The following is a 22,169-nucleotide window of genomic DNA, read 5'->3' on the forward strand; positions in this document are numbered from 1 at the left end:
GAGGAAGGACCGAGGTGTCGGCTCCAGAGCCCACCATGAGCCATGCGGGCGCGCCGGTAGGCGGCCTGCTCGTGCTCGTCGACCCGGTCGCCCGCCGTCTTGACGGCGAGTCCGTGCGAATCGCGAAAGATGTCCTGTCAGCCGGAGCCGCGGCGAAAATCTGCCTCCCGGACTCGCAGGAGGAGTTTGCGCGGGCCTTGGCCCGCCGGGGCCATCGCCGGCCGGTGATCGTGGGCGACGACCGGGCGCTCGTGCGGGCCGTCGGTCTGCTGCACCGGGAGCGGGCGCTCTCCGAGGGGGCCGTTTCGCTGATTCCCGTGGGGCCCGCGGGGTCACTCGGACTGGCGAGGCGCCTCGGCGTGCCGCTTTCGGCCGTGTCGGCCGCCCGCGCGGTCCTGGACGGGACCGTCGGCATGCGGGACCTCCTCGTCGACGACAGCGACGGGGTGGTGCTGGGCGGGGTCGCGATCCCGCCCGTCCGGGCCGTGCCGCGGCCGTCCGGGCCGTCGGTGTGGAGCGCGTACCGCTCGCTGGTCCGCACGCTGGTGCGCCCGCCGGGGGCGGGGTCCGCGGCTACGGGCGGCCACCGGCTGCGCGTGGAGGCCGACGGGGTGCTCCTGGCGGACGTGGACCGGCTGGTGGAGGACGTCTGCGTGTCGGCGCGGGAGGGCGACGGGCTGGCGGACGTCGTGGTGCGGCTGGGCGCGGGAGAGGGCCCGGACGGGGGGTCCGTGGTGCGCGCGCGGGCGGCCGCCGTGACCGTGTCCGGGGCGGACTTCCGCTACCGGGCCGACGCGGCCGTCACCGGTCCGGTCCGGCGCCGTACGTGGACCTTGTGCCCGGCGGCGTGGGGCCTGACACTGCCGTTGCAGCGCTGAGCGGCCCGGGGGCCGGTGCGCGGCGGAGGAGGCGGAAGCGGTGGTGCACCAGCCTGGTCCGGGCCGGCTCCACGAGGTGGACGGGCCCGGGCCCCCGGACGAGGCGGCCGTCCGCGACGCGCTCGGCGACTGGCGCCAGGACGCCACGCTGATCTGCGTGCTGCCGGCGCTGTGCTGGCCCGCGCTGATCGGGGCGCTGGTGACCCGCCCCGCGCCGCTTCAGGCGGTACTGCTGGGGCTGCTGTGCCTCCCGGTGCTCTTCGCGCTCCGGGAGCTGTACGCCGCCCGGCGCGTGTCCCGCATCCTGCGGACCCAGGGGCTGCGCTGGACCCCGTACGAGGCGCGGGTGCTGCGGGGGAGCGGGCCGGCGCCGCTGCTCGTCCTCGACGGCGGCCGCCACGTGCTGACCCTGGGGCCGCTCGGCCGGCGGGTGCTGTCGCCGCGGGCCCGGCCCCGCACGGATCCGGCCCCGGCGCCGTCGGCCCTCGCGCCCCCGTCGGCGGAGTGCTGGGTGTGGCTGGCCGGGGATCCGGGCCCGGGGGCCGTCGTCTGGGCCCCGCTCGCCCGCGAGCTGGGCCTGGCGCGCGCGCTTTGGCGGCGGGGCGCGGCCGTCAGCCTCGGGCGGCCGACTCGATGAGGTCGCAGACCGGGCCCGGGAGGGACGCCAGGGAGGCGTGGCTCGCGTCGAGCTCGACGGTCCTGCGGGGATCCATGCGGGCGGCCATGCGGCGCTCGTTGTCGGGGTGGATCATGCGGTCGGCGGTGGAGACCTGGTACCAGGACGGCTTCGCCCGCCAGGGGTCACGGCCATGACCAGGGCCTCTTCCGGGGTCAGGTCCTGCGCGAAGCTTGATCCACTGGCCGCCACGCCACTGACCGCCACGCCACTGCCCCTGCCGCCGCCGAGGGAGACGCTCGCGGGGGCCAGAGCGGGAGCCAGGCTTTCGCCCGACCCGCGAGGAGGAGACGAACCGTCAGGAGCCTTCGGTAGCAGCGGTGGTGGGGCGTGCGGGCCCGTTCGCGCTCGTGCTCGGCGTCGGCGCCACCGGGACGCTGTTCGCCGCGGCCTTCGCACGCGCCCGCCGATTTCCGAAAAGTTGTCCACAGCTGTGGACAACTTTTCGGATCCGGCTAAGAGGGGGTCACCAGCCGGGTCTCGTAGGCGAACACCGCGGCCTGCGTGCGGTCCCGCAGGCCCAGCTTCACCAGGATCCGGCTCACGTGCGTCTTGATCGTGGACTCGGCGATGATCAGACGGTCCGCGATCTCCGCGTTGGACAGCCCCTGCGCGATCAGCACCAGCACCTCCGTCTCCCGCTCCGTCAGCTCCGAGACCGCCGCCGCGCCCGCATGCGTCCGGACGTCCGACAGCTTGGAGAACTCGGTGATGAGCCGTTTGGTCACCGAGGGGGCCAGCAGCGCCTCTCCGGCGGCCACCACCCTTACCCCGTCGGCCAGTTGCCGGGCTGAGGCGTCCTTGAGGAGGAACCCGGAGGCCCCGGCCCGCAACGCCTGGTACACGTACTCGTCGAGGTCGAAGGTCGTCAGGACCAGCACCTTCGCGTTCGTGTCGGCGGCCACGATCTCCCGCGTCGCCTCCAGGCCGTTCATCTCCGGCATCCGGATGTCCATCAGCACCACGTCCGGCCGCAGCGCCGCCACCTGCGCGATGGCCTCCCGTCCGTTCACCGCCTCCCCGACCACCTCGATGCCGTCCATCGCGTTCAGCAGGACGGAGAAGCCCTCCCGGACCATCATCTGGTCATCGACGATGAGCACTCTGATCGTCATGCCGGGTCCTTCGCCGGCTCCGGGCGGCTGCTGGACACGGGTATGAACACCGCCACCTCGTACCCTCCGGAGGCCCTCTCCCCGGCCGTCATCTCCCCTTCCAGCATGGCCACCCGCTCGCGCATCCCGGTGATCCCCTGCCCGGACCCCGGGGAGGGCCGGACGTCCCCGGTCGCCGCCTCATTGACGATGCGTATGCCCAGGCCGCCCAGTACGTACGACACTTCGACCGCGGCCACCGCGCCCGGTGCGTGCCGCAGGGTGTTGCTCAGGGCCTCCTGGATGATCCGGTAGGCCGACAGCTCCACGCCCGGCGGCAGCTCGCGCACGGAGCCCGTCACCGTCTTGTCCACGCTCAGCCCGGCTTCGCGCACATTGGCCAGCAGCCCGTCCAGCGAGGCCAGCGAGGGCTGCGGGGCGTCCGGCGCCTCGTAGTCGGCGGAGCGCACCACGCCCAGCACCCGGCGCAGCTCGGTCAGGGCCGCCACCGCGTTCTCCCGGATGGTGACGAAGGCCGCCTCCAGCTCCGGCGGCGGATTCTTCACCCGGTAGGGCGCGGCCTCCGCCTGGATGGCCACCACCGACATGTGGTGGGCGACCACGTCGTGCAGCTCCCGCGCGATCGTGGTCCGCTCCTCCAGCAGCGTCCGCCGGTCCCGCTCCACGGCCGTGACCTCCTGCTGCGCGGACACTTCCCGCTCCGCCTGCTTGCGGATGTTGCGGACGCTGACCGTCAGCAGGGCGATCGCCGACACGAAGGCCATCGGGCCGACGGTGACGGAGTTGCCGTGCCCGAGCACCACGACGGACAGCCCGGTGCCGATCGCCACCGTGACCAGCCACATCCAGCCCGCGGTCCGGGGCTTGGTCCGCATCGCGACGACGGTGATCGTCACGAGGTACGAGACGAACATCGTCGGGGACCAGGGCCAGTTGGGATCCGAGGAATCGATGACGGAGAAGAGCAGTGTGACGGCCACGGCGGCCCAGAAGGCGCCCACGGGACGCACCAGGGTCATCAGGATGGGGGCCGCCGTCAGCAGTCCCATCACCAGGCCGGCCGCGGGCATGCTGCTGGTGGCGGCCGTGAAGGTCACCGTGAAGAACGCCACGACACACAGGGCCGCATGCGGCAGGTGCGCGGCCTCCGCCCGTATCCGCTGCGGGAGCCGCCGGATCAGCCGCCCGTCCGGGCGCATGGGGGGAAGCGGACGGTAGGCGAAGGCATCGGTGATCAGATCCTGGCGCAGGCTCTGGATGAGGCCCGAAGCCAGCCGGATCTCGGGTGTCCGGGGGGTGGCCCCGGGGGTCGTCTCGCTCATGTTCTCCACGGTAGGTTGCCCGCCACCTCGCCCGCGTCGCCGCTGAAGGGGATTTCCCGGGGTCCCCCTCAAGTACTACCCGGGCCGTTTCAGTAGCCCGTCGGACGGATCAGACCCGTCTCGTACGCGAACACCGCGGCCTGCGTGCGGTCCCGCAGGCCCAGCTTCACCAGGATCCGGCCCACGTGCGTCTTCACCGTCTGCTCGGCCAGGACCAGGTGCCCGGCGATCTCCGCATTCGACATGCCCTGTGCGACCAGCGACAGCACCTCCGTCTCCCGGCCGGTCAGCTCGTCGATCCGCGCCCTCGAGGGCGCTCTCGGAGCCCCCAGCCGGGAGAACTCGGTGATCAGGCGCTTGGTGATGTTCGGCGCGAGGAGCGCCTCCCCGGCCGCGATCACACGGACCGCCTCCGCCAGCTGATTGGCCGAGGCGTCCTTGAGGAGGAAGCCCGAGGCGCCGGCGCGCAGCGCCTCATACACGTACTCGTCGAGGTCGAAGGTGGTGAGCACCAGCACCTTCACCGTGGAGCCGGGGGCGCCGGTGATGAGGGAGGTGGCCTCGATGCCGCCCATCCCGGGCATGCGGATGTCCATCAGGACCACGTCCGGCGCGAGCTCGGCCACCTTCGCCACGGCCTCGGCGCCGTCGACCGCCTGGCCGACGACTTCGATGTCGGGCTGGGCGTTGAGCAGCACGGTGAAGCCCTGCCGGACCATCATCTGGTCGTCGGCGATCATCACCTTGATCGGAGCGGTCGGGGCGGTCATGAGTCCTCCTCCTCCTTCTTCGTGCCGGCGGCGGGTGGGAGACCGCCGCCCGCGGACACGGGGTCGACGGGAAGCACGGCGCTCACCTCGTACCCCCCACCGGGGCGGGGGCCGGCGGCCAGCTCGCCCCCCAGCATGCCCGCCCGCTCCCGCATCCCCAGCAGCCCGTGCCCCGCTCCGGGCGACGGCGGGACCGGCCGGGTCGGCGCGGAGTTGGCGACGCACAGGTGCAGCTCGCGCGGCCCGTAGGCGAGCCCGACCTCCACCCGGGAACCCGGTGCGTACCGCAGGCAGTTGCTCAGCGCCTCCTGCACGATCCGGTACGCGGTGAGCTCCACGCCCGGGGACAGTGGCCGGCGGACGCCCGCGATCTCCGTGGTGACATCCAGCCCTGCCCCCCGCACGTTGTCCACGAGGCCGTCCAACTCGGCCAGCGTGGGCTGCGGATGGTGGGGCGCGCCGGGATCGTCCGGCTGCTCGGAGCGCAGGACGCCGAGCACGCGCCGCAGCTCCGTCAGCGCCTCCAAGGCGTTCGCGCGGATGCCGGCCAGGTTCTCCTTGAGCTCCTCCGACGGGTTCTCCACGAGGTAGGGGGCCACCTGAGCCTGGATGGAGATCACCGACATGTGGTGGGCCACGACGTCGTGCAGCTCGCGGGCGATCCGGCTGCGCTCCTCCAGCAGGGTGCGCCGGGCGCGCTCCTCCTCGGTGAGGGTCTCCTGCTCGACGAGTTGGGTGCGGGCCAGCCGCGTCGAGCGCAGGGCGTACCCGAGGAGGCCGGTGAAGGCGAAGAGGAGGACGGCCCCGGGGGCGCTGCTGCCCGCCTGGCCGGGCTTGAAGAGGGCCTCGGCCAGCCCGGTGCAGACGGCGGCGACGGCGACGGCCCCGACGGTCACCCGGGGCGGTACGCGCAGGGCCACCAGCAGCAGCACCGGGGCGAAGGCGAACATCCCGGCGGGCAGCCAGGGCCAGCTCTGGCCCTGCCCGACGTGGTCGTGGATCATCCAGGCGACCAGGGCCGCCGCGCTCAGGCCGAGCCAGTACCCGGCCAGCGGCCGCCGCATGGCGACCAGGACGGACAAACCGACCAGGATCGACAGCAGCAGGGCGGAGGGGCCCGTCACCTTGTAGTGGTCGTTGATCTGGTTCAGGGTGATCGAGCAGAAGAACGCGGCGAGATAGACGAGCGCCACATGCGGGAGCCAGGCCAGCCACCGCGGCCGCGACATCTTCGGCAGCGGATCGGACTTCAGGTCGAGCAGGTCCCGGGCCACGCTCCGCACCACGGCCGAGGTCCTGGCGAGGCGGCCACCAGAGCCCGCACCGGTCGGGGCCGGGGGCTCGCTCTGATCGTTCACGCCGCCCAGCCTAGTGCTGTGACCGGGAAGGTCCGCCGGGTCGCGGCGCCCGGCACGGCACCTCGCCGCGACCCGGCAAACCTTCCCGGCCACAGCACTAGGCACGGACTTCCTCCTTCCGGGGCGCCGCCGGGCCATCGGCGGCGGCGAGCGCGGTCTTCCCCGCGGCCGGCATGGACGAGGCGACGATCCTCGAGGCCGTGACCGGCTGCGGGGAACGCCCGCGCGGGCCGCGCTTCTCGGGCCGGCGGCCGCCCTGCTCGTAGGTGCGGAACGCGGCCCAGCAGACGGCCAGCGCGGCCGCGAACACCGGCAGCCAGAGCAGCCGGACGGCTATCCAGCGCCCAGAGTCGGGCACGGTGTGCAGCCCGGGCAGGTCCGAGGAGACCAGCAGCCCCAGGGAGGTGACGGCCATCATCGCGGTCTGGTGCCACAGGAAGACGGTCATGGCGGACAGGTTCACCAGGGCCACCTTCGCCCAGGCGCGCGGCCGGCTCATCGCCCGGGCCAGCTGCTCCCGCAGCAGCAGCGCCAGCCCGCACTGGGCCAGACCGAACGCGACGGCGGCCAGCGTCGGCGGGTTCAGGTTCGACATCGCGGCCCCCGGGACGCCGACCATGGACGCCGGGTACCCGCCCCAGATGATCAGCGCGGCCGTGGCGGCGACCCCGCCGCCCAGCAGCAGGGCCGCCGGGGTGCGCCGGGAGAACGCGCCCCGCGACCAGGCGGCGCCCAGGGTGTAGGGGACGAGCCAGCCGGCGGCCACATTGACCCAGCCGATCCACTCCGGCCCGTCGAGCCCGAAGCGCCAGACATCGACGGCGGCCACGGCGGCCAGCGGCCACCAGGGGCTGAGCCGGGAGACGAGCGGGGTCGCGGCGGTGAGCACGGCGAAGACGAGCAGGAACCACAAGGGGGAGAGGACGAGCTTGAGCAGGGTGTGGACGGTGTCCGTGCCGACCCCGCCGAGCAGCATCCCCGAGGCCGCGACGGTCCAGAGGACGAGGACGGCGGCGACGGGCCGGAACAGCCTGCCCAGCCGTTGCCCGACCCACCGGCCGTAGGAGACTCCGCGCCCACGCGCCGACTCGTACCCCTGGGCGGCGACGTGGCCGCCGACGAGGAAGAAGACGGCCAGGGTCTGGAACACCCAGGAGACCGGGGCCAGTGCGCTCATGTGGGCCAGCGGACTGGTGGTCCGCAGGCCGCCGTCGACGCTGGTGAGCGCGGTGACCAGCCAGTGCCCCAGCACGACACCGAGGATGGCGAAGGCCCTGAGAGCGTCCACGGCCCGGTCCCGGTGGGCGGGGGTGCCGGCGTCGATGCGGTCCGCGAGGGCGGACCAACGGGAGTGCGGCTTACGCGAGCGCATGGGAGGCCTCCGGAGCGGTGACGGCTGACGGGGTGACGTGCGCGGTGGCGGGCGCCGTGACGTGGGCGGTGACGGGCGCGGTGGCGGGCGCGGGACGGGCCGCCGGGGAGGTGCCGAGCACGATCCCGGCCAGGCCGTCCAGGGACTCGGTGCCCGGCTTGAGGTAGTCGCTGTGCCCGCCGGAGCCGGCCGTGAAGGGAAGGGCGCCGAAGGCCGGGTCCACGGGATCCACGCCGAAGCCGATGCCGGCGACGCGGACGTGCGGGACGTTCGCGATCCAGTCGCCGGCGCCCCGACCGGCCCAGACCCGGGCCCGGGTCGGCAGATCCCCGGCGGAGTCCGCCCCCGTGCCGGGGCTGCCGAACAGTGCGACATCGGTGACCTTGGGACCTGTCCCGGTGCGGGAGCAGACGACGGAACCGTAGGAGTGGCAGAGCAGCGAGAGCCGGGCGTCCGCGACGGTGATGCGCTCCAAGCGGGCGAGGAACGGCTCCAGTTCCGCCGCGGCCTCGTCCGCGCGGTCGGTGGTCAGGACGGACGGGCTGACCGTGCCGGGGGTGTCATACCCGAGCCAGGCGACCACGGCGGAGCGCGGATGCTCGGCCTGGAGGCGCTGCTGCAGAGCGACCGCCCCGGTACGGAACCTCTGGTAGGTGTCCAGCGTCGTGTCCGAACCGGGGACCAGGACGGTGATCCGGTCGGCGCTCTCCAGGTCGCCGAAGACCTCTGTCGCGCGGCCCGTGCCGCGCCCGTCGAAGACGAGGAACCGGGCGCCGCCGTCCGCCTCCATGGCCCGCAGCTTCGCGGCACGGCCGCTGCGGCCGGCGTCCTGGGCCATCCCGGCGGCCTCGGAGAGGTTCGCGAGATTCGCGGCGTACCGGTCGGGGAACGAGGCGGTCTCGGCGAGAACGGCGGGAGCCGGGGCGGGTATCCGGGGAGACGCGGCGGCGGAGACGGGGAACACGACGGCCGCGGCGACGAGCCCGGCCAGCAGCGTGCGGCGCGGACGGCCGCTGCGGCGGCTGTCGGGACGTGCGGTGGGGCGGCGGCTCATGGGTCCGTTCCTTCGTTCGTGCCAGAGGGGCGGTGCTGCGTTCTTCTCTGGTCACGAAATTAGGAAGCGGAGGCCATGGTCGGCGTCCCGCTGGAGAGCGGTCTTCCCAAGTAGCCCTCAGGTATGACAGGGGCTACTCAGGGAGGGAGGGGGCAGGCTGAAAGAGGGTCAGTCCGCCATCCGGGACAAGGGAAACGGGCCGGGAGCCGGGTAGCCGGGCACCGGGCCGTCGAGCGGCTCGCCGAGCGGTTCGACGTACCCCGCGCGCCAGCGGGGGGCCGGGTCCTGGCCGGGGCTCGTCCAGTACTCCCGCGCGCCCACGATCTCCCCGCCCCGCACGGTCCACAGGGAGACGGCGCGGTAGACGACGTGGTCCTGGGGTATCTCCACCTCGGTGACGACGAGATCGCCGTCACCGAGGATCCGCAGCACTTCCACGGATCTCTCGTCCGCGTAGTCCTCATCGCTGAGGACGGATATGAAATTGGCCCGCCCGACGATGCGTTCGCCGCTGACGGGCCATTCGATCACCGCGTCCTCGGCGATCAGCGGAGCCAGCCCGTCCCAGTCGCGCGCCCCGATCCGCTCCCACAGCTGTGCCACTACCTTCAACGGCTCCATGTGCCGCAGTGTGCGGGGGAGTTGCAGGACGCAACAAGCTTTACTTACAGGCTTATTGACATCGAAATAATCATCTCCGGCGGTACGTGAGCGGGGCGCTCGCGCTGTTTTCGAGCTCCCGGACCAGACTTCCGTCGGGAAGCAGCCGCAGCGTGCTCCGGGCGCCCGGCGAACAGGTCGGCGGGGCGCCGGAGGTGACGGAGGAGGGGTCGAGCCCCACCGTGCCCGGGGCGGCGACGCGCAGCGGCGCGCTCCAGGAGCAGGCCAGACCGGGCGACTGGACGGTCAGGGACATGACGGGGGAGCCGGCCGGGGCGGGGGTGAGGGTGAGCACCCAGGTCTGCCCGTTGGAGGTGGAGCGCCAGGTGCCGGCGCCGCGCCGCTACGGGCAGAGGCGTTCCACCCGCCATTTCCCGGCCTCCAGGACGTACTTCAGGCGGTCGTGCAGGCGGTTCTCGTGGCCCTGCCAGAACTCCACCGCGTAAGCGACCACGCAGATGCCGCCGCTGTGGGACGGCATCCGCGTGGTCCCTGCCGCGCTGGCCTGCCGGCAAGGCCACGAGAACCGCCTGCTCGCCCGCCCGACGTAAGTGCTGGAGCCCGGGAATTGGCGGCCGGCACACCCCTCCCCCCACCCCCGCACATCAGAGAGCAGGCATTCCCATGGAGTTCGGCGCAGCGCTGCGGCAAGAGCGGCTCGTCGCCATCGTCCGCGGCAAGGACGCCGAGGCGTCCTTCCGCACCGTCATGACCCTCGTCGAAGAGGGGGTGCCGCTCGTCGAGGTCTCGCTCAGCGGGACCGGTGCACTGGACGTCATCGGCCGGGCCCGCAAGGAGCTCGGCGACGCGGCATGGCTCGGGGCCGGCACGGTCCTGACCGCCGAGGACGCCCAGCGGGCGGCCGAAGCCGGGGCCAACCTGATGGTCACCCCGGGGCTCGGCGCCGGCGTGGTCGAATCGGTCCGGCAGGGACTGCCGGTGCTGGCCGGGGTCATCACCCCGTCCGAGGTCATCGCGGCCGACGCGGCGGGGGCCGCGGCGCTGAAGCTGTTCCCCGGCACGATCGGCGGACCGGCGTACCTGCGGGCGCTGCGCGCGCCCTTCCCCGACCTGCCGTTCGTGCCGGTCGGCGGGGTGGACGCGGCAGCCGCCGCCGAGTACCTGTCCTCCGGGGCGGTCGCGGTCGGAGTCGGCGCCCCACTGGTCGGGGACGCGGCCGACGGCGGGGACCTGGACGCGCTGCGGCGCCGGGCCGCCGAGTTCAAGGCGGTGTGCGCGTGAGCGGGCCCGGCGCCACCCCCGATGTGCTGACCTTCGGGGAGACCACGGTCGCGCTGCGCGGCAGCGGGCCGCTGCGGCTGGGCGGGACCATGGAGGTCTGCGTGGCCGGCGCCGAGTCGAACGTCGCGATCGGGCTGGCCCGGCTCGGCCACGCGGTCCGCTGGGCGGGCGCGGTCGGCGCGGACGAGGCCGGCGAGCTGGTGCTGCGGACGCTGCGCGACGAGGGCGTCGACGTCTCCGGAGCCTCCCTCGACGACGGCGGGGCCCCGACCGGGCTGATGCTCGCGGAGCCGAGGACGCCGGAACCGACGCGGGTGCACTACCACCGCGCCGGCTCGGCGGGCTCCCGCCTCAAGGCCTGCTCGCTGGAGCGCGCCTTCACGGCGGCCCCGCCCAGGGTCCTGCACCTGACCGGCATCACCCCGGCGCTGTCCCGCTCGGCCCGCTCGGCGGCGACGATGGCACGCTGCGCCTCGCGGCCGAGCACTCGGCGCTGGTCTGCCTGGACGTCAACTTCCGGTCCCGCCTCTGGGACGCGGAGGAAGCGGCGTCGGTGCTCCGCGCGTGGGCCCCTTCGGTGGACGTCCTGATCGCCTCGAACGACGAGCTGCCGCTGTGCCTGCCGGCGGACGCCCCGGCCGACCCGACCGCCCGGGCGAAGCAACTGCTGGCGCTCGGGGTCGGGGAGGTGGTGGTCAAACTCGGCGCGGCCGGGGCGACCGCCTACGGCGAAGACGGCGCGTCGGTCCACGCCCCCGCCCGCCCGGTCCGGGCCGTGGACACGGCCGACGCGGGCGACACCGGCGGCGCGGGCGACGCGTTCGTCGCGGGTTACCTCTCGGCGTTCCTCGACGGGGCCGGTACGGAGGCCCGCCTGGACCGCGCCGTCACGACGGGCGCCTTCGCGGTGTCCTCGCGGGGCGACTGGGAGGGCGCGCCGACCCGCTCGGAGCCGGCCCTCCTGTCGTCCCCCGCCGGCACGGTGCTCCGCTGGGACCCCGGCGGGGTCCGGGCCGACACGGGGGTGCGGCCTGGACCCCGCCGGCCCAATCCTCCCGCCGGCCCGATACCCCCGCCGGCCCAGTACCCCCGTCGGCGCGGGGCTCGGGGATTCCGGAGACCGGGTGCACTGCGTAGCCTGTACCGCATGCCCCGTTACGAATACCGCTGCCGGACCTGCGAAGACACCTTCGAGGTCAGCCGGCCCATGGCCGAGTCCTCCGCCCCCGCCGACTGTCCCGCCGGGCACCCCGACACCGTCAAACTGCTCTCCGCCGTCGCCGTGGGCGGGACGAGCAGCGCCCCCGCGGCCCCGATGGGCGGAGGCGGCGGAGGCGGCTGCTGCGGAGGCGGCGGCTGCGGTTAGGAAGCCCGCTCGTGATCAATACACCTAGCGCTTGCGCGAGAGGGTCAGGCCGTCGGAGATGGTGAGCATGACCGACTCCATGCGGGCGTCCGCCGCCACGTGGTCGTTGTAGGCCCGGACGCCCGCCGCCGCGCCCGTCGCCGATTCGTCCAGCACCGAGCCGTGGTAGAGCGTGTTGTCGGTGACGATCAGCCCGCCCGGGCGCAGCCGCGGCACGAGCTCCTCCCAGTAGGCGATCTGGCTCTCCTTGTCCGCGTCGACGTACGCCATGTCGATGTGCGGCTCCGCCGGCATCGCGCGCAGCGTCTGGAGCGCGGGCGCGATCCGCAGCTCGATGCGGTCCGCGACGCCCGCCTTCGCCCAGGCCTCGCGGGCGTACGCCGTCCACTCCTCGGAGACGTCGCACGCGATGAGCCGGCCGTCCGCGGGCAGCGCCTGGGCCATCGACAGCGAGGAGAAGCCGGTGAAGGTGCCGATCTCCACGATGTGCCGGGCCCCGGTCAGCCGGACCAGGAAGGCCAGGAGCGGCCCCTGCTCCTCGGCCGACTGCATGCCGGCCGAGCGCGGGAACACCTCGTAGGTCGTGGCCACCAGCCCCCGCTGGACCTCGTCCAGCGGGGGGATGTGCGCCAGCATGTACTGGTAGAGCTCATCTGTGATCTTGGTGCTGTTGCCCTTGGTCATGCCCCCAGTGTGCCGACCGCGGCCGCCTCGCGGGCGAATGCGCGCACGATTTCCTCACCGGCCAGCACGCCCTTCTCGGCCAGCGCCGTGACGTGCGGCGCCGTCCAGTCGGCGTCGGCCAGCTCTCCGTGGCCCGGGCGCCAGCCCTGGTCCGCCGCGAGCAGCAGGTCCGCGTCCAGCAGCGAGTCCCCGGCGGCGAGCGTGGCCGTGGCCCCCGTACGCCGGGCCACCTCGCGCATGGCCGCGCTCTTGGTCAGCGGGCGCGGGACGGCGTAGATCTTCCGGCCCTGCAGCGAGATCGTCCAGCCGCGCGCCTCGGCCCATTCCGTCAGCGACTTGATCCACTCCGGCGGGACCAGGTCCCGCTCCACGACCAGGTAGGCGAACAGGTCCTCGGCGACCCGCGCCTTGCGCAGCCACGCCGGGTCGGTCGCGGACAGCAGGTGTGCGCGCATCTCCTCCAGCGGGGCGGACTCCGCGGCCAGCCGGGCCGCGACCTGGCGGCGCCAGTCCCGGTCCGGGACCCCGTCCACCAGGAGCTGGCCGCCGTTGGCGCAGATCGCGTACGCCGCCGGCCGCCCGGGGAAGCGGATGCGCTGGTACTGCTTGCGCGTGCGGGTGGTGGTCGGGACGAACACGACGTCCGGGTCCGCCGACAGCTCCACCAGCAGCTGCGCCGCCGTCTCCGTCATGTACGACAGCGGCTTGCTCTCGTGCACCTCGACGCACAGCAGCCGCGGGGCCTCCGGGTCGGGCATGGTCAGGGCGAGCGCGGCCGCGGAGTAGATGAGCGTGCGGTCGAGGTCACTGGCTACGAGGACGGTCACTTGGCTGACACAGCCTTTCCGTCGGCGCCCGTGGCGCCGCGCGTGAAACGGGGGTGGATGAGGCCCACGCACGTGTAGGGAAGTCCGTCGACCTCCTCCACCGGCACCCCGCGCTGCTGCGCGAGGAGTCGTACGTGGTCCAGGTCGGCCCCGGCGCCGCGCTGCGCGAGGATCTTCCACGGCACCCGGCGCAGCAGGACCCGCGTGGTCTCGCCGACGCCCGGCTTGACGAGGTTCACGTCGTGGATCCCGTACTCCTCGCTGATGCGCTCGACCGCGGCCCAGCCCACCCAGGTCGGCGTGCGGTCGGCGGCGAGGAGCTCCTTGACCTCGGCGTCCACGGCCTCGGCCACCTCCTCGAAGTGCGCGGCGACGGTGTCGACGAAGTCGACGGAGACGTCGGCTCCGGCGAGCTCGCGGTAGAACTTCGCGCCGTGGAAGTCGGCGGGACCGACCAGGTCTGACCTCAGAACCGTACGCGAGACCAGTCCGGAAACAGTGGAATTGAGACAGGCCGACGGGATCAGGAAGTCCTCGCGGGTTCCGTAGGTCTCCACGCAGGATCCGGGGTCTGCGAGGACCACGATCTCCGGGTTGAAGCCCTCGAACTCGCCCAGGGCCTCGCGCAGCTCGCGGCTGATGGCGCCCTTGCCGGTCCACCCGTCGACGAAGACCACGTCGGCCGGATCGTGGTGGGCGGCCAGCCAGCGCAGCGCGTTGGCGTCGATGCCGCGGCCGCGCACGATGGAGACGGCGTAGTGCGGCAGGTCGAGGCCGTGCCGGGCCCGGGCCCAGCGCCGCATCAGGACCCCCACCGGGGTGCCGGCGCGGGCCAGGGAGACGAGGACGGGCGAGGGGCGGGGGTCCCTCCCATGCCGAAGGCTATGGGGGCGCTCGGCGAGGACGGTCTCGGTGACCACGCCGACCGCGCGGGCCATGCGGGCGGCGGAGGCGGTCAGCGCGCTCTGGTAGAGCCGCTGGTACTCCGGGGACGGCTGGTACTCGACGGGCAGGGACTCCGCGTAGTGGGCCCCGCCCGCCTGTATGGCCTCCTCGCGCTCCTCCGTCGGGGCTTCCAGCTCGACGTCGGAGAAGTCCTGGAGGAGCCAGCCGACGTCCTCGGCGGCGTACGAGGAGAAGGCTGGGCCGCGCAGCGGTTCGCGCCGGGGCTCGGTCATGGAGGGCTCCTGCGGTTCGGGGACGTACGACGGTATGACGGCCAGCAGGACGTGGCCGGTGTGCGGGGCGAGGGCCGCGAGGAGCCCGGCGCGGAGCTCGGGGGTGTCGCCGGCCGAGTCCACGACGGCGACGACGGCGTCGAAGGCGGCGCCCGCCACGTTGTACGCGTACCGGTCGCCCGGGCCGTCGGCGGGGGCGTCGTGGGCCGGGAAGACGAGGCGGGTGCGGATCGCGTAGCCGGGATCGTCGACGGCGAGCACCGGGGAGCGGGTGGTGGTGGAGAAGCGGACCTCGGCGGCCGCACCGGACGCCTCCAGGGCCTGCGCGAGGCGCAGCGGGGCGTACATCAGCTCCTCGTTGCCGAGTACGAGGACCCGTGCGGGGGCCGCGCCGAGCGCGGCCGTGAGCCGGTCCGCCATGGCGGGCAGGGCCGCGTCCAGCGCTTCGCGGTGCGCGGGGGTGAAGCCGTGCCGTCCGCCGTCGGGTATCCCGGCCGGCCAGTCCAGGGCCACCGTGGTGACCCGCGGGTCGGCTGCCGGGGCGCCGCCCCGGACCCCGCTCCGCGAACTCCCCCGGACTCCGTCCAGCGGGACCCCCGGGAGGGGCCGGATCTCCTCGTACTCCTCCACCAGTGCCTGTCCCTTCTCCAGGACGCCCTCCGGGAGGGAGACCGTGCCGGAGGCGAGGGAGATCAGGTCCACCCGGGCGCCGAGGTCGGCGGCGAAGGCGGTGAGCCGGTCGCGGTCGGCCGGGGAGCGCATGTCGACGAGGGCGACGACGACGTAGTGGCCGCGCGGGTGGCGGGCGTGCAGGTCGCGGATGGTGTTCAGGACCGTGTTGCCGGTGGAGAACTCGTCGTCGACGAGGACCAGCGGGCCCGGGCCAGCCAGCAGCTCCGGGTCCTCGGGGAGCAGCAGGTGCGAGGTGGCGTGCGAGTGGGCCTCCTCGAAGCCGCCCGCGGGCTCCACGCCGGGCACGGGGCGGCGGGTGGAGTGCAGGTAGGGGGCGAGGCCGAGGCCGTCGGCGACGCAGTGGCCGAGCCCGGTCGCGGTCTCGGCGTAGCCGAGGACCACCGCCGAGGCGGCCCCCCGCTCGCCCAGCAGCTCCCGGACGCGCTCGCCGAGCCCGTACCCGGCGGCGTACACGGCGGCCGGGGACTGCGGGACGTGCTTGCCCAGCACCTGCGAGACCAGCAGGTGCGCCCGCTTGGGGTTGCGCCGCAGCGCGAGCCCGAGCAGCTCTTCGAGCCTCGGCCCGCCGGCCCCGGTGCCCGCCCCCTCCTCCAGGCTGACGCCCAGCCGGTCCGCGACCCAGGTTCCCGACCACACCGCTTCGATCTTCTTGCCCTTCCTCGCAGTCAACGGCCCGCTCACACCTGGAGCCCGGCCGTGAGGAGATCGACGAAGCCGACCTCCTCCTTCGCCACACCGAAGACCTCGGCGCGCAGCATGGTGCGCTCGGCCCAGGCCCGGTGGGGCTTCACCTCGTTCATCTTGTTCGTGTAGGCGGAACGCATCACTCCGCCGCCTCCGCGCTCGGGTCGGAGGATGTCTTGAGCATCGCTGAACTCCTCGTGCGACACCACCGAGAGCGCGTGGACCGGGGTGACGTGGGCGGGGTGGATGCAGGTCTTGCCCAGCAGCCCGTTGGCCCGGTCCAGCTCGATCTCGCGCAGCAGCCCGTCCAGGTCGTGCTCGATCAGCGCGGTGCGCAGCTCCTCGACGCCCTCCTCCAGGAAGGGGCTGCGGCGCAGCTGCGGCTTGAAGAGGCGCTGCTGGCTGCGGAAGTACTCCCACACCGGGCCGGTGACCGTGAAGCCGGTGCCGTCGGCGCGGCTGAGCACGTTGACCACGTCGGCGATGACGCCCGCGACGATCTGGACGTCGTAGGCGGTCATGTCGGGGGTGCGGCGCAGACCGTACGCGGAGCAGAAGTCGGTCACTCCCAGCCGCAGCGCGAGCACCCGCTCGCGGTACTTGTTGACCGTGCGGGAGATCCCGGCGAGGGCCTCGACGCGGGTCTCCAGGTGCAGCAGCTCCGGGGTCTCCAGGACGGGCATCGCGTACAGCCGGGACTGTCCGCTCGCCGCCTCCGCCTCCGCGACGGCTTCGAGGAAGGCGATCCCGCGTGTTTCGGTGAATTTCGGGAGTACGAATCCGGCCAGTCTCGCTGCCGAGCCGCCGAGCCGGTGCACGAGATCGGGGATCTGCTCGGGCGTGCGGACGCGGATGAAGAGCAGCGGGAGCTCCGCCGGGTCCTCGTCGAGGGCGGCGAACTGCCGGACGAGGTTCTCCTCGCCCCCCACGACATCGGCGTCGCTGATGGAATCCTCCAGGCAGAGGACCATGGAGACGACTCCGCGGCCGGCCTGCTTGCGGATGTCCCGTGCGAGCTGGGTCCGGGTGGCCGGACTGTAGAGGGTGGCCCCCAGGGCGGCCGCGAGCGTGCGTGCGGGGGAGGCGGCGGTGAACTCTGCCGGCTCCTGGTGGAAGAGGTCCTTTCGGACTGTGGGCGAGATGTGCCCGAAATGACGCATGTGCTTCCCCCGTACTGCCTCGGCGGCCCAACTGGCGTGGCCGGTAATAGTACGTACGAATGAGATTCAAGAGTTCCTCAAGCACATGAAATCGAGGTAACCCTCTTGCACCATGCCCAGGACTCGCGGTCGGGACAAGGTCTCCGGGGGGCCGCATTGTCCCGGTCGTGCCCGGGAGTGCAGGATGGCCGTCATGACGCACGCGATGCAGAAGGGCTCGAACATCCCGGTGACCGCCGCGGCGGTCCGGGCGGTGCTGCGCTGGACCGGTGGGCCCGATGTGCCGGACGTGGACGCCTCCGCGCTGCTCGTGGGCCCGGACGGGCGGGTGCGCTCGGACGAGGACTTCGTCTTCTACAACCAGCCCCGGCACCCTTCGGGGGCCGTCTGGCGGCTCGGCAAGAAGCAGCTCGGCGACGGGATCACCGACGCCGTCCAGGCGGACCTGCGGGCCGTCACCCCGCTCGTGGACCGGATCCTGGTCGTCGCCTCCGCCGAGGACGTGCCCTTCCAGCGCGTCCATGACCTGCGGATCCTCCTCTACGACGCCACCGCGACCGGCGGCTCCGAACCGCTGGCCTTCTTCGACGTGCGGCCCGAGACCGGCGCCGAGACGGCGCTGATCTGCGGCGAGCTGTACCGGCGGGGCGAGGGGTGGAAGTTCCGGGCGCTCGGCGAGGGCTACTCCAACGGGCTGGTCGGGCTGGCCACCGACCACGGGATCTCCGTGGACGAGGGCACCGCCGACGCCCCCGACGCCCCGGCCGGCCAGGCGGCCGCCCCGGTGGCGCCCGCGCCGCCCACACAGGCCCTGCCGGACGCGCAGCCCGCCTACGGGTACCCGCAGCCGGTGTCGCCCGTGCCGGTGCCCGCTCCGGGCGGGGATCCGGCCTTCCGGCTGCCCGTGCAGGGTCCGCAGTTCATCCGCCGGTGAGCACGCGCCGCGTCATCCGCCGGTGAGCGCGCGAGCGGGCGCGCGCCGCCCGCCGGCCGCGCGCCTCACCGGCTGGACGTCTTGTAGCCCCGGCCCCACTGGAGGCCCCACCCGTACAGGCGGTCGAGCTCGGCCTGGAACCCGTAGACGAACTTGACCTCGCGGCGCACGATCAGCTCGCCCTTGATGTTCTCCATGGAGACCACGGCGCAGGAGCGGGCCTGCGGGTGGCGCTCCTCCAGCGGGATCTCGATGCGCGGCCCGGTGATCGGGTAGAGGGTGACCATGGCGTGCGTCCGGTCGAAGGCCGGGGTCTGGTCGTAGATGTAGACGAAGACCAGCAGCCGCTTGATGTCCTCCGCGTGGTCGAGGTTGACGAAGATCGTCTCGCCGGAGGGCGCCCCGAACCGGTCGTCGCCGCTCAGCTTCACGTAGGGCGGGCTGTTGATGTCGCCGTGCAGGTTGCCCAGCGGCTGGACGACGCCGCGGGTGCCGTCGGTGAGCTCGTAGAGGCAGCCGATGTCGAGGTCGACGTTGACCATGCCCTGGGTGTGCGCCTGCACCATGTCGGGTTTGAACAGTTTGAACGGATGCCGGAAGAGCTGTCCGCTCTGGCCGGCCGCGCGGCCGCCTATGTCCGAGGTCCGCATCCGCCAGGACAGGTTGACGCGCAGGTTTCCGTGCACCGCCCCCTGCTTGGTGAGCGACACCGTCGGATGGCGTTTGGTCAGCTCGATGGCGTTCGACGAGGCGCTGCCCGACTGGAAGTGCACACCGCGGTTGCCCCTGATGCCGTCGAAGAATCCCATTCCCTCAACCCCCCTGATCCCCTGGTCCGCTGGTTGCCTGGTTGCCTGGTTGCCCGGTCCCCTGGCTGCCCGCCGGCATGCGCGGGCGGGGCGGCCCGGTGGGTCCGTGGACCCTCCGGACCGCCCCGCACTTGAGCGTTCCGCATTACCGCCGTGATCATGCCTCGGCGGTGGAACCCTCCAGTTCCAGGCGCTTGTTGCGGCGCACCGAGGACCAGAAGGACCAGCCGATCAGCACGACGCCGACGAGACCGGTGATGACCTCGTTGATCTCGTGCTGGATGGTGACGAGCAGGATGACGGCGAGCGCGCCGATGGCGTAGTGCGCGCCGTGCTCCAGGTAGACGTAGTCGTCGAGGGTGCCCTGGCGGACCAGGTAGACCGTGAGCGACCGGACGTACATGGCACCGATGCCGAGGCCCAGGGCCATGAGGACGATGTCGTTGGTGATGGCGAAGGCGCCGATGACCCCGTCGAAGGAGAAGGAGGCGTCGAGGACTTCGAGGTAGAGGAACATGAAGAACGCGGCCTTGCCGGCCATGGCGATGGCCGTGACCGGCTTGCCGGACTTCTTGGCCGCCTCTTCCGCCTCGTGCTCGGCCTCTTCCTCTTCTTCGAGCTTGTTCTCGAAGTAGCCGGAGAGACCGCCGACGACCATGTAGGTGATCAGGCCGAGGACACCCGAGATCAGGACGGTCTGCGCCTTGTCCACGTGGGCGCCACCGTGCTGGTGGGCCTGGGTGGCGAAGGTCATGGCCGTGATGACCAGGATGATCAGCGCGATGCACGCCGACAGCATGTCGATCTTGCCGAGCTTCGCGAGCGGACGCTCGAGCCAGGCGAGCCACTTGATGTCACGGTCCTCGAAGATGAAGTCGAGGAAGATCATCAGCAGGAACATGCCACCGAAGGCGGCGATGGACGGGTGAGCGTCCGTGACCAGCTCCTGGTACCGGTTCTTGTCGGTAAGGGCCAGGTTGACGGCGTCGATGGGCCCGATCTTGGCGCTGATCGCGACGATGACGACAGGGAAGACCAGTCGCATGCCGAAGACCGCGATCAGAACGCCGATGGTGAGGAAGATCTTCTGCCAGAAGGCATTCATCTTCTTCAGGATTCCGGCGTTGACCACCGCGTTGTCGAAGGACAGCGAGATCTCGAGGATCGACAGGATCGCGACGATCCCGAAGGCCTCCCAGCTCCCGTAGAACAGCGCCGCAACCAGTCCGAGCGCAGTGATTGCGAACGACCAGCCGAAGGTTTTCAGAACCACTGGCATCCCATCGTCTTGTACGGCTTTACGAAACGTTGACCCCGAAGTCTAGAGCGATGCCGCGGAGCCCCGACGCGTACCCCTGCCCCACTGCGCGGAACTTCCATTCGCCGCCGTACCGGTAGACCTCGCCGAAGATCATCGCGGTCTCGCTGGAGGCGTCCTCGGAGAGGTCGTAGCGCGCCAACTCCTGGCCGTCCGCCTCGTTGACCACGCGGATGAACGCGTTGCTGACCTGGCCGAAGCTCTGCCGGCGGGAGTCCGCGTCGTGAATGGAGACCGGAAAGACGATCTTGTCCACGGACTCCGGCACCTTGGTGAGGTCGATGATGATCGACTCGTCGTCACCGTCACCCTCGCCGGTGAGGTTGTCCCCCGTGTGTTCGACGGAGCCCTCGGGGCTCTTCAGGTTGTTGTAGAAGACGAAGTAGTCGTCGCCGAGCACCCGGCCGCTGTTGCACAGCAGCGCGCTCGCGTCGAGGTCGAAGTCGGCTCCCGTGGTCGAGCGCGCGTCCCATCCGAGGCCGATCAGAACCCGGGTGAGGTTCGGTGCAGCCTTGGAGAGGGAGACATTGCCCCCCTTGGCGAGTGTGACGCCCATGTTGTGGTCCTCCCCGGACAACGGTGTGACGAGACGGTACGGCGGGTGCTGCGGGTACGGCGGTAAAGCCGGTCCGGCGCCGTACACACAGTGCACGGCGCCGGACGGGGTGAAGAGGCTCGCTCTGACGGATCAGGCCGGCCCAAGGCCTCAGACGTTGACGCCGAAGTCCTGCGCGATGCCGCGCAGGCCGGAGGCGTAGCCCTGGCCGATGGCGCGGAACTTCCACTCGGCGCCGTTGCGGTAGAGCTCGCCGAAGACCATGGCGGTCTCCGTCGAGGCGTCCTCCGACAGGTCGTAGCGGGCGAGCTCGGCGTTGTCGGCCTGGTTCACGACGCGGATGTACGCGTTGCGGACCTGGCCGAAGCTCTGCTGGCGGCTCTCGGCCTCGTAGATCGAGACCGGGAAGACGATCTTGGCCACGTCGGCGGGGACGCCGGCGAGGTTGACCTTGATCGCTTCGTCGTCGCCTTCGCCCTCACCGGTGGTGTTGTCACCGGTGTGCTCGACGGAACCGTCCGGGCTCTTCAGGTTGTTGAAGAACACGAAGTTCGCGTCGCTGGCGACCTTGCCCTGGTCGTTGGTCAGGATCGCGCTGGCGTCGAGGTCGAAGTCGACACCGGTGGTGGTGCGAGCGTCCCAGCCCAGACCGACGATGACCGCCGTCAGGTTCGGCGCGGCCTTGGTCAGCGAGACGTTGCCGCCCTTGCTGAGGCTGACTCCCACGGGTCCTCCATAAGGTTTTTGTGTGGGGCGGGGCCCCGTCGTGCGGTTTCTACCGGATCAACGTTTCGATCCTAGTGACGGGTTCCCGCCTGTACGGGCTTATTCGAAGCGGACAGGCGGACAGGCGGACAGGCGGACGTGCAACCGTGCGACCGTGCGACCGTGCCCATGAGCCTGCGGCACGCACTCAGAGGCTGTCGAGGGCCTTGATGTACTCGTTCAGGTCACGCGCGTCGGGCAGCCCGTTGACGACGCTCCAGCGCACGATGCCGTCCTTGTCGATGACGAAGGTGCCGCGGACCGCGCAGCCCTTGTCCTCGTCGAAGACGCCGTAGGCGCGGGAGGTCTCGCCGTGCGGCCAGAAGTCCGACAGGAGCGGGTACTCCAGGCCCTCCTGCTCGCCGAAGACGCGCAGGGTGGGCACGGAGTCGTTGGAGACCGCGAGGAGCTGCACGTCGGCGTTCTGGAAGCGCGGGAGCTGGTCCCGCAGCTCGCACAGCTCGCCGGTGCAGACACCGGTGAAGGCGAACGGGTAGAAGAGCAGCACCACGGCCTTCTCCCCGCGGAAGTCGGAGAGCCGCACGGTGGCGCCGTGGTTGTCCTTGAGCTCGAAGTCCGGGGCCTTGCTGCCGACCTCGATCGCCATCTGTCGCATCCCTTCGGTCCCGCAGCCCCGCGTTGGGCTGTCCGGGTGATCTCAGCTTATGGGTCCGCCGCGCTCGCGGCGGTGGCCGCGGCCGCCGCCGAACGCACACACCCCGCCGGCCGGGATGATTCCGGCAGGCGG

General features: G+C 72.3%; 24 protein-coding genes and 2 pseudogenes. 7 read left to right on the top strand and 19 right to left on the bottom strand.

Features of this window, described 5'->3' with window-relative positions; all coding sequences use genetic code 11:
• Positions 1-35 precede the first annotated feature (35 nt).
• Both DRB96_RS00485 and DRB96_RS00490 read left to right on the top strand, forming a co-directional pair.
• Entirely contained in the window at positions 36-878 is an 843-nt protein-coding gene (locus DRB96_RS00485; RefSeq protein WP_112446247.1) for a diacylglycerol kinase, read from the top strand.
• Between the two features lie 40 nt (positions 879-918).
• Positions 919-1,515: a hypothetical protein gene (locus tag DRB96_RS00490; protein ID WP_112446248.1), complete on the top strand. Its 597-nt coding sequence runs from the start codon at positions 919-921 to the stop codon at positions 1,513-1,515.
• Here the strand turns inward: DRB96_RS00490 and DRB96_RS44115 are convergent.
• The 10 genes and pseudogenes from DRB96_RS44115 to DRB96_RS00540 form a co-directional block, all read right to left on the bottom strand.
• The gene (locus DRB96_RS44115; RefSeq protein WP_239516001.1) at positions 1,490-1,630 is read right to left on the bottom strand and encodes a hypothetical protein; all 141 of its coding nucleotides are present in this window, start codon (positions 1,628-1,630) and stop codon (positions 1,490-1,492) included. The two genes, DRB96_RS00490 and DRB96_RS44115, sit on opposite strands and share 26 nt — an antisense overlap.
• A gap of 379 nt (positions 1,631-2,009) precedes the next feature.
• Entirely contained in the window at positions 2,010-2,669 is a 660-nt protein-coding gene (locus tag DRB96_RS00500) for a response regulator transcription factor (RefSeq protein WP_112446249.1), read from the bottom strand.
• Positions 2,666-3,991, bottom strand: coding sequence for a histidine kinase (locus DRB96_RS00505; RefSeq protein WP_204357600.1), 1,326 nt, complete (start codon positions 3,989-3,991; stop codon positions 2,666-2,668). The genes DRB96_RS00500 and DRB96_RS00505 overlap by 4 nt, the downstream gene beginning before the upstream one ends.
• An 89-nt stretch (positions 3,992-4,080) precedes the next feature.
• Positions 4,081-4,761 carry a response regulator transcription factor gene (locus DRB96_RS00510; protein WP_112446251.1) on the bottom strand — a complete coding sequence of 227 codons (681 nt, stop codon included), beginning with the start codon at positions 4,759-4,761 and terminating at the stop codon, positions 4,081-4,083.
• The gene (locus DRB96_RS00515; protein ID WP_239516002.1) at positions 4,758-6,119 is read right to left on the bottom strand and encodes a sensor histidine kinase; all 1,362 of its coding nucleotides are present in this window, start codon (positions 6,117-6,119) and stop codon (positions 4,758-4,760) included. Before DRB96_RS00515 ends, DRB96_RS00510 begins: the two co-directional genes overlap by 4 nt.
• 97 nt (positions 6,120-6,216) lie before the next feature.
• Complete coding sequence (locus DRB96_RS00520; RefSeq protein WP_112446252.1) at positions 6,217-7,491, bottom strand: acyltransferase; 1,275 nt, start codon at positions 7,489-7,491, stop codon at positions 6,217-6,219.
• Positions 7,478-8,545, bottom strand: coding sequence for an alpha/beta hydrolase (locus DRB96_RS00525; RefSeq protein ID WP_112446253.1), 1,068 nt, complete (start codon positions 8,543-8,545; stop codon positions 7,478-7,480). Before DRB96_RS00525 ends, DRB96_RS00520 begins: the two co-directional genes overlap by 14 nt.
• A 168-nt stretch (positions 8,546-8,713) precedes the next feature.
• Positions 8,714-9,166 carry a nuclear transport factor 2 family protein gene (locus tag DRB96_RS00530; protein WP_162688459.1) on the bottom strand — a complete coding sequence of 151 codons (453 nt, stop codon included), beginning with the start codon at positions 9,164-9,166 and terminating at the stop codon, positions 8,714-8,716.
• 70 nt (positions 9,167-9,236) lie between these two features.
• Positions 9,237-9,500 (bottom strand): hypothetical protein, encoded by a 264-nt coding sequence (locus tag DRB96_RS00535; RefSeq protein WP_112446255.1) that lies wholly within the window; start codon positions 9,498-9,500, stop codon positions 9,237-9,239.
• Positions 9,501-9,548: 48 nt separating this feature from the next.
• Positions 9,549-9,671 (bottom strand): annotated as a pseudogene (locus DRB96_RS00540) (pyridoxine 5'-phosphate oxidase C-terminal domain-containing protein); the annotation flags it as partial.
• 158 nt (positions 9,672-9,829) lie between these two features.
• Here DRB96_RS00540 and DRB96_RS00545 point away from each other — a divergent pair.
• The 4 genes and pseudogenes from DRB96_RS00545 (at position 9,830) to DRB96_RS00555 (ending at position 11,813) form a co-directional block, all read left to right on the top strand.
• The gene (locus DRB96_RS00545) at positions 9,830-10,447 is read left to right on the top strand and encodes a bifunctional 4-hydroxy-2-oxoglutarate aldolase/2-dehydro-3-deoxy-phosphogluconate aldolase (RefSeq protein ID WP_112446256.1); all 618 of its coding nucleotides are present in this window, start codon (positions 9,830-9,832) and stop codon (positions 10,445-10,447) included.
• Positions 10,444-11,037 (top strand): PfkB family carbohydrate kinase, encoded by a 594-nt coding sequence (locus DRB96_RS45795; protein ID WP_275431877.1) that lies wholly within the window; start codon positions 10,444-10,446, stop codon positions 11,035-11,037. Before DRB96_RS00545 ends, DRB96_RS45795 begins: the two co-directional genes overlap by 4 nt.
• Positions 10,950-11,330 (top strand): annotated as a pseudogene (locus tag DRB96_RS45800) (PfkB family carbohydrate kinase); the annotation flags it as partial. The gene DRB96_RS45795 and the pseudogene DRB96_RS45800, both read left to right, overlap by 88 nt.
• 264 nt (positions 11,331-11,594) lie before the next feature.
• Complete coding sequence (locus DRB96_RS00555; protein WP_112453112.1) at positions 11,595-11,813, top strand: zinc ribbon domain-containing protein; 219 nt, start codon at positions 11,595-11,597, stop codon at positions 11,811-11,813.
• 24 nt (positions 11,814-11,837) lie between these two features.
• Here the strand turns inward: DRB96_RS00555 and DRB96_RS00560 are convergent, their stop codons facing one another.
• From DRB96_RS00560 to DRB96_RS00575, 4 genes are read right to left on the bottom strand one after another with little or no spacing between them, the layout of a single operon-like run.
• Entirely contained in the window at positions 11,838-12,497 is a 660-nt protein-coding gene (locus DRB96_RS00560) for an O-methyltransferase (RefSeq protein WP_112446257.1), read from the bottom strand.
• Positions 12,494-13,324: an HAD family hydrolase gene (locus DRB96_RS00565; protein ID WP_112446258.1), complete on the bottom strand. Its 831-nt coding sequence runs from the start codon at positions 13,322-13,324 to the stop codon at positions 12,494-12,496. Before DRB96_RS00565 ends, DRB96_RS00560 begins: the two co-directional genes overlap by 4 nt.
• Positions 13,321-15,840: a phosphoribosyltransferase gene (locus DRB96_RS00570; protein WP_112453113.1), complete on the bottom strand. Its 2,520-nt coding sequence runs from the start codon at positions 15,838-15,840 to the stop codon at positions 13,321-13,323. The genes DRB96_RS00565 and DRB96_RS00570 overlap by 4 nt, the downstream gene beginning before the upstream one ends.
• Positions 15,841-15,872: 32 nt before the next feature.
• Positions 15,873-17,039, bottom strand: a complete 1,167-nt coding sequence (locus DRB96_RS00575; RefSeq protein WP_112446259.1) for an HpcH/HpaI aldolase/citrate lyase family protein — start codon at positions 17,037-17,039, stop codon at positions 15,873-15,875.
• 193 nt (positions 17,040-17,232) lie between these two features.
• On the opposite strand from DRB96_RS00575, the gene DRB96_RS00580 reads away from it, so the two are divergent.
• Complete coding sequence (locus tag DRB96_RS00580; protein WP_112453114.1) at positions 17,233-17,973, top strand: TerD family protein; 741 nt, start codon at positions 17,233-17,235, stop codon at positions 17,971-17,973.
• A gap of 65 nt (positions 17,974-18,038) precedes the next feature.
• Here DRB96_RS00580 and DRB96_RS00585 read toward each other — a convergent pair whose 3' ends face one another.
• From DRB96_RS00585 to DRB96_RS00605, 5 genes are all read right to left on the bottom strand, one after another.
• Positions 18,039-18,782, bottom strand: a complete 744-nt coding sequence (locus DRB96_RS00585; RefSeq protein WP_112446260.1) for a Tellurium resistance — start codon at positions 18,780-18,782, stop codon at positions 18,039-18,041.
• A gap of 157 nt (positions 18,783-18,939) precedes the next feature.
• The gene (locus DRB96_RS00590; protein ID WP_112446261.1) at positions 18,940-20,055 is read right to left on the bottom strand and encodes a DUF475 domain-containing protein; all 1,116 of its coding nucleotides are present in this window, start codon (positions 20,053-20,055) and stop codon (positions 18,940-18,942) included.
• A gap of 25 nt (positions 20,056-20,080) precedes the next feature.
• The gene (locus DRB96_RS00595) at positions 20,081-20,656 is read right to left on the bottom strand and encodes a TerD family protein (protein ID WP_112446262.1); all 576 of its coding nucleotides are present in this window, start codon (positions 20,654-20,656) and stop codon (positions 20,081-20,083) included.
• Positions 20,657-20,806: 150 nt separating this feature from the next.
• A complete protein-coding gene (locus DRB96_RS00600; RefSeq protein ID WP_112446263.1) occupies positions 20,807-21,382 on the bottom strand; it encodes a TerD family protein in 576 nt (191 codons plus the stop codon).
• Positions 21,383-21,569: 187 nt separating this feature from the next.
• Positions 21,570-22,028, bottom strand: coding sequence for a peroxiredoxin (locus tag DRB96_RS00605; protein ID WP_112446264.1), 459 nt, complete (start codon positions 22,026-22,028; stop codon positions 21,570-21,572).
• Positions 22,029-22,169: the final 141 nt, after the last annotated feature.

Origin of the sequence: Streptomyces sp. ICC1 (genome assembly GCF_003287935.1) — a bacterium.
Taxonomy (GTDB): Bacteria; Actinomycetota; Actinomycetes; order Streptomycetales; family Streptomycetaceae; genus Streptomyces; species Streptomyces tritrimontium.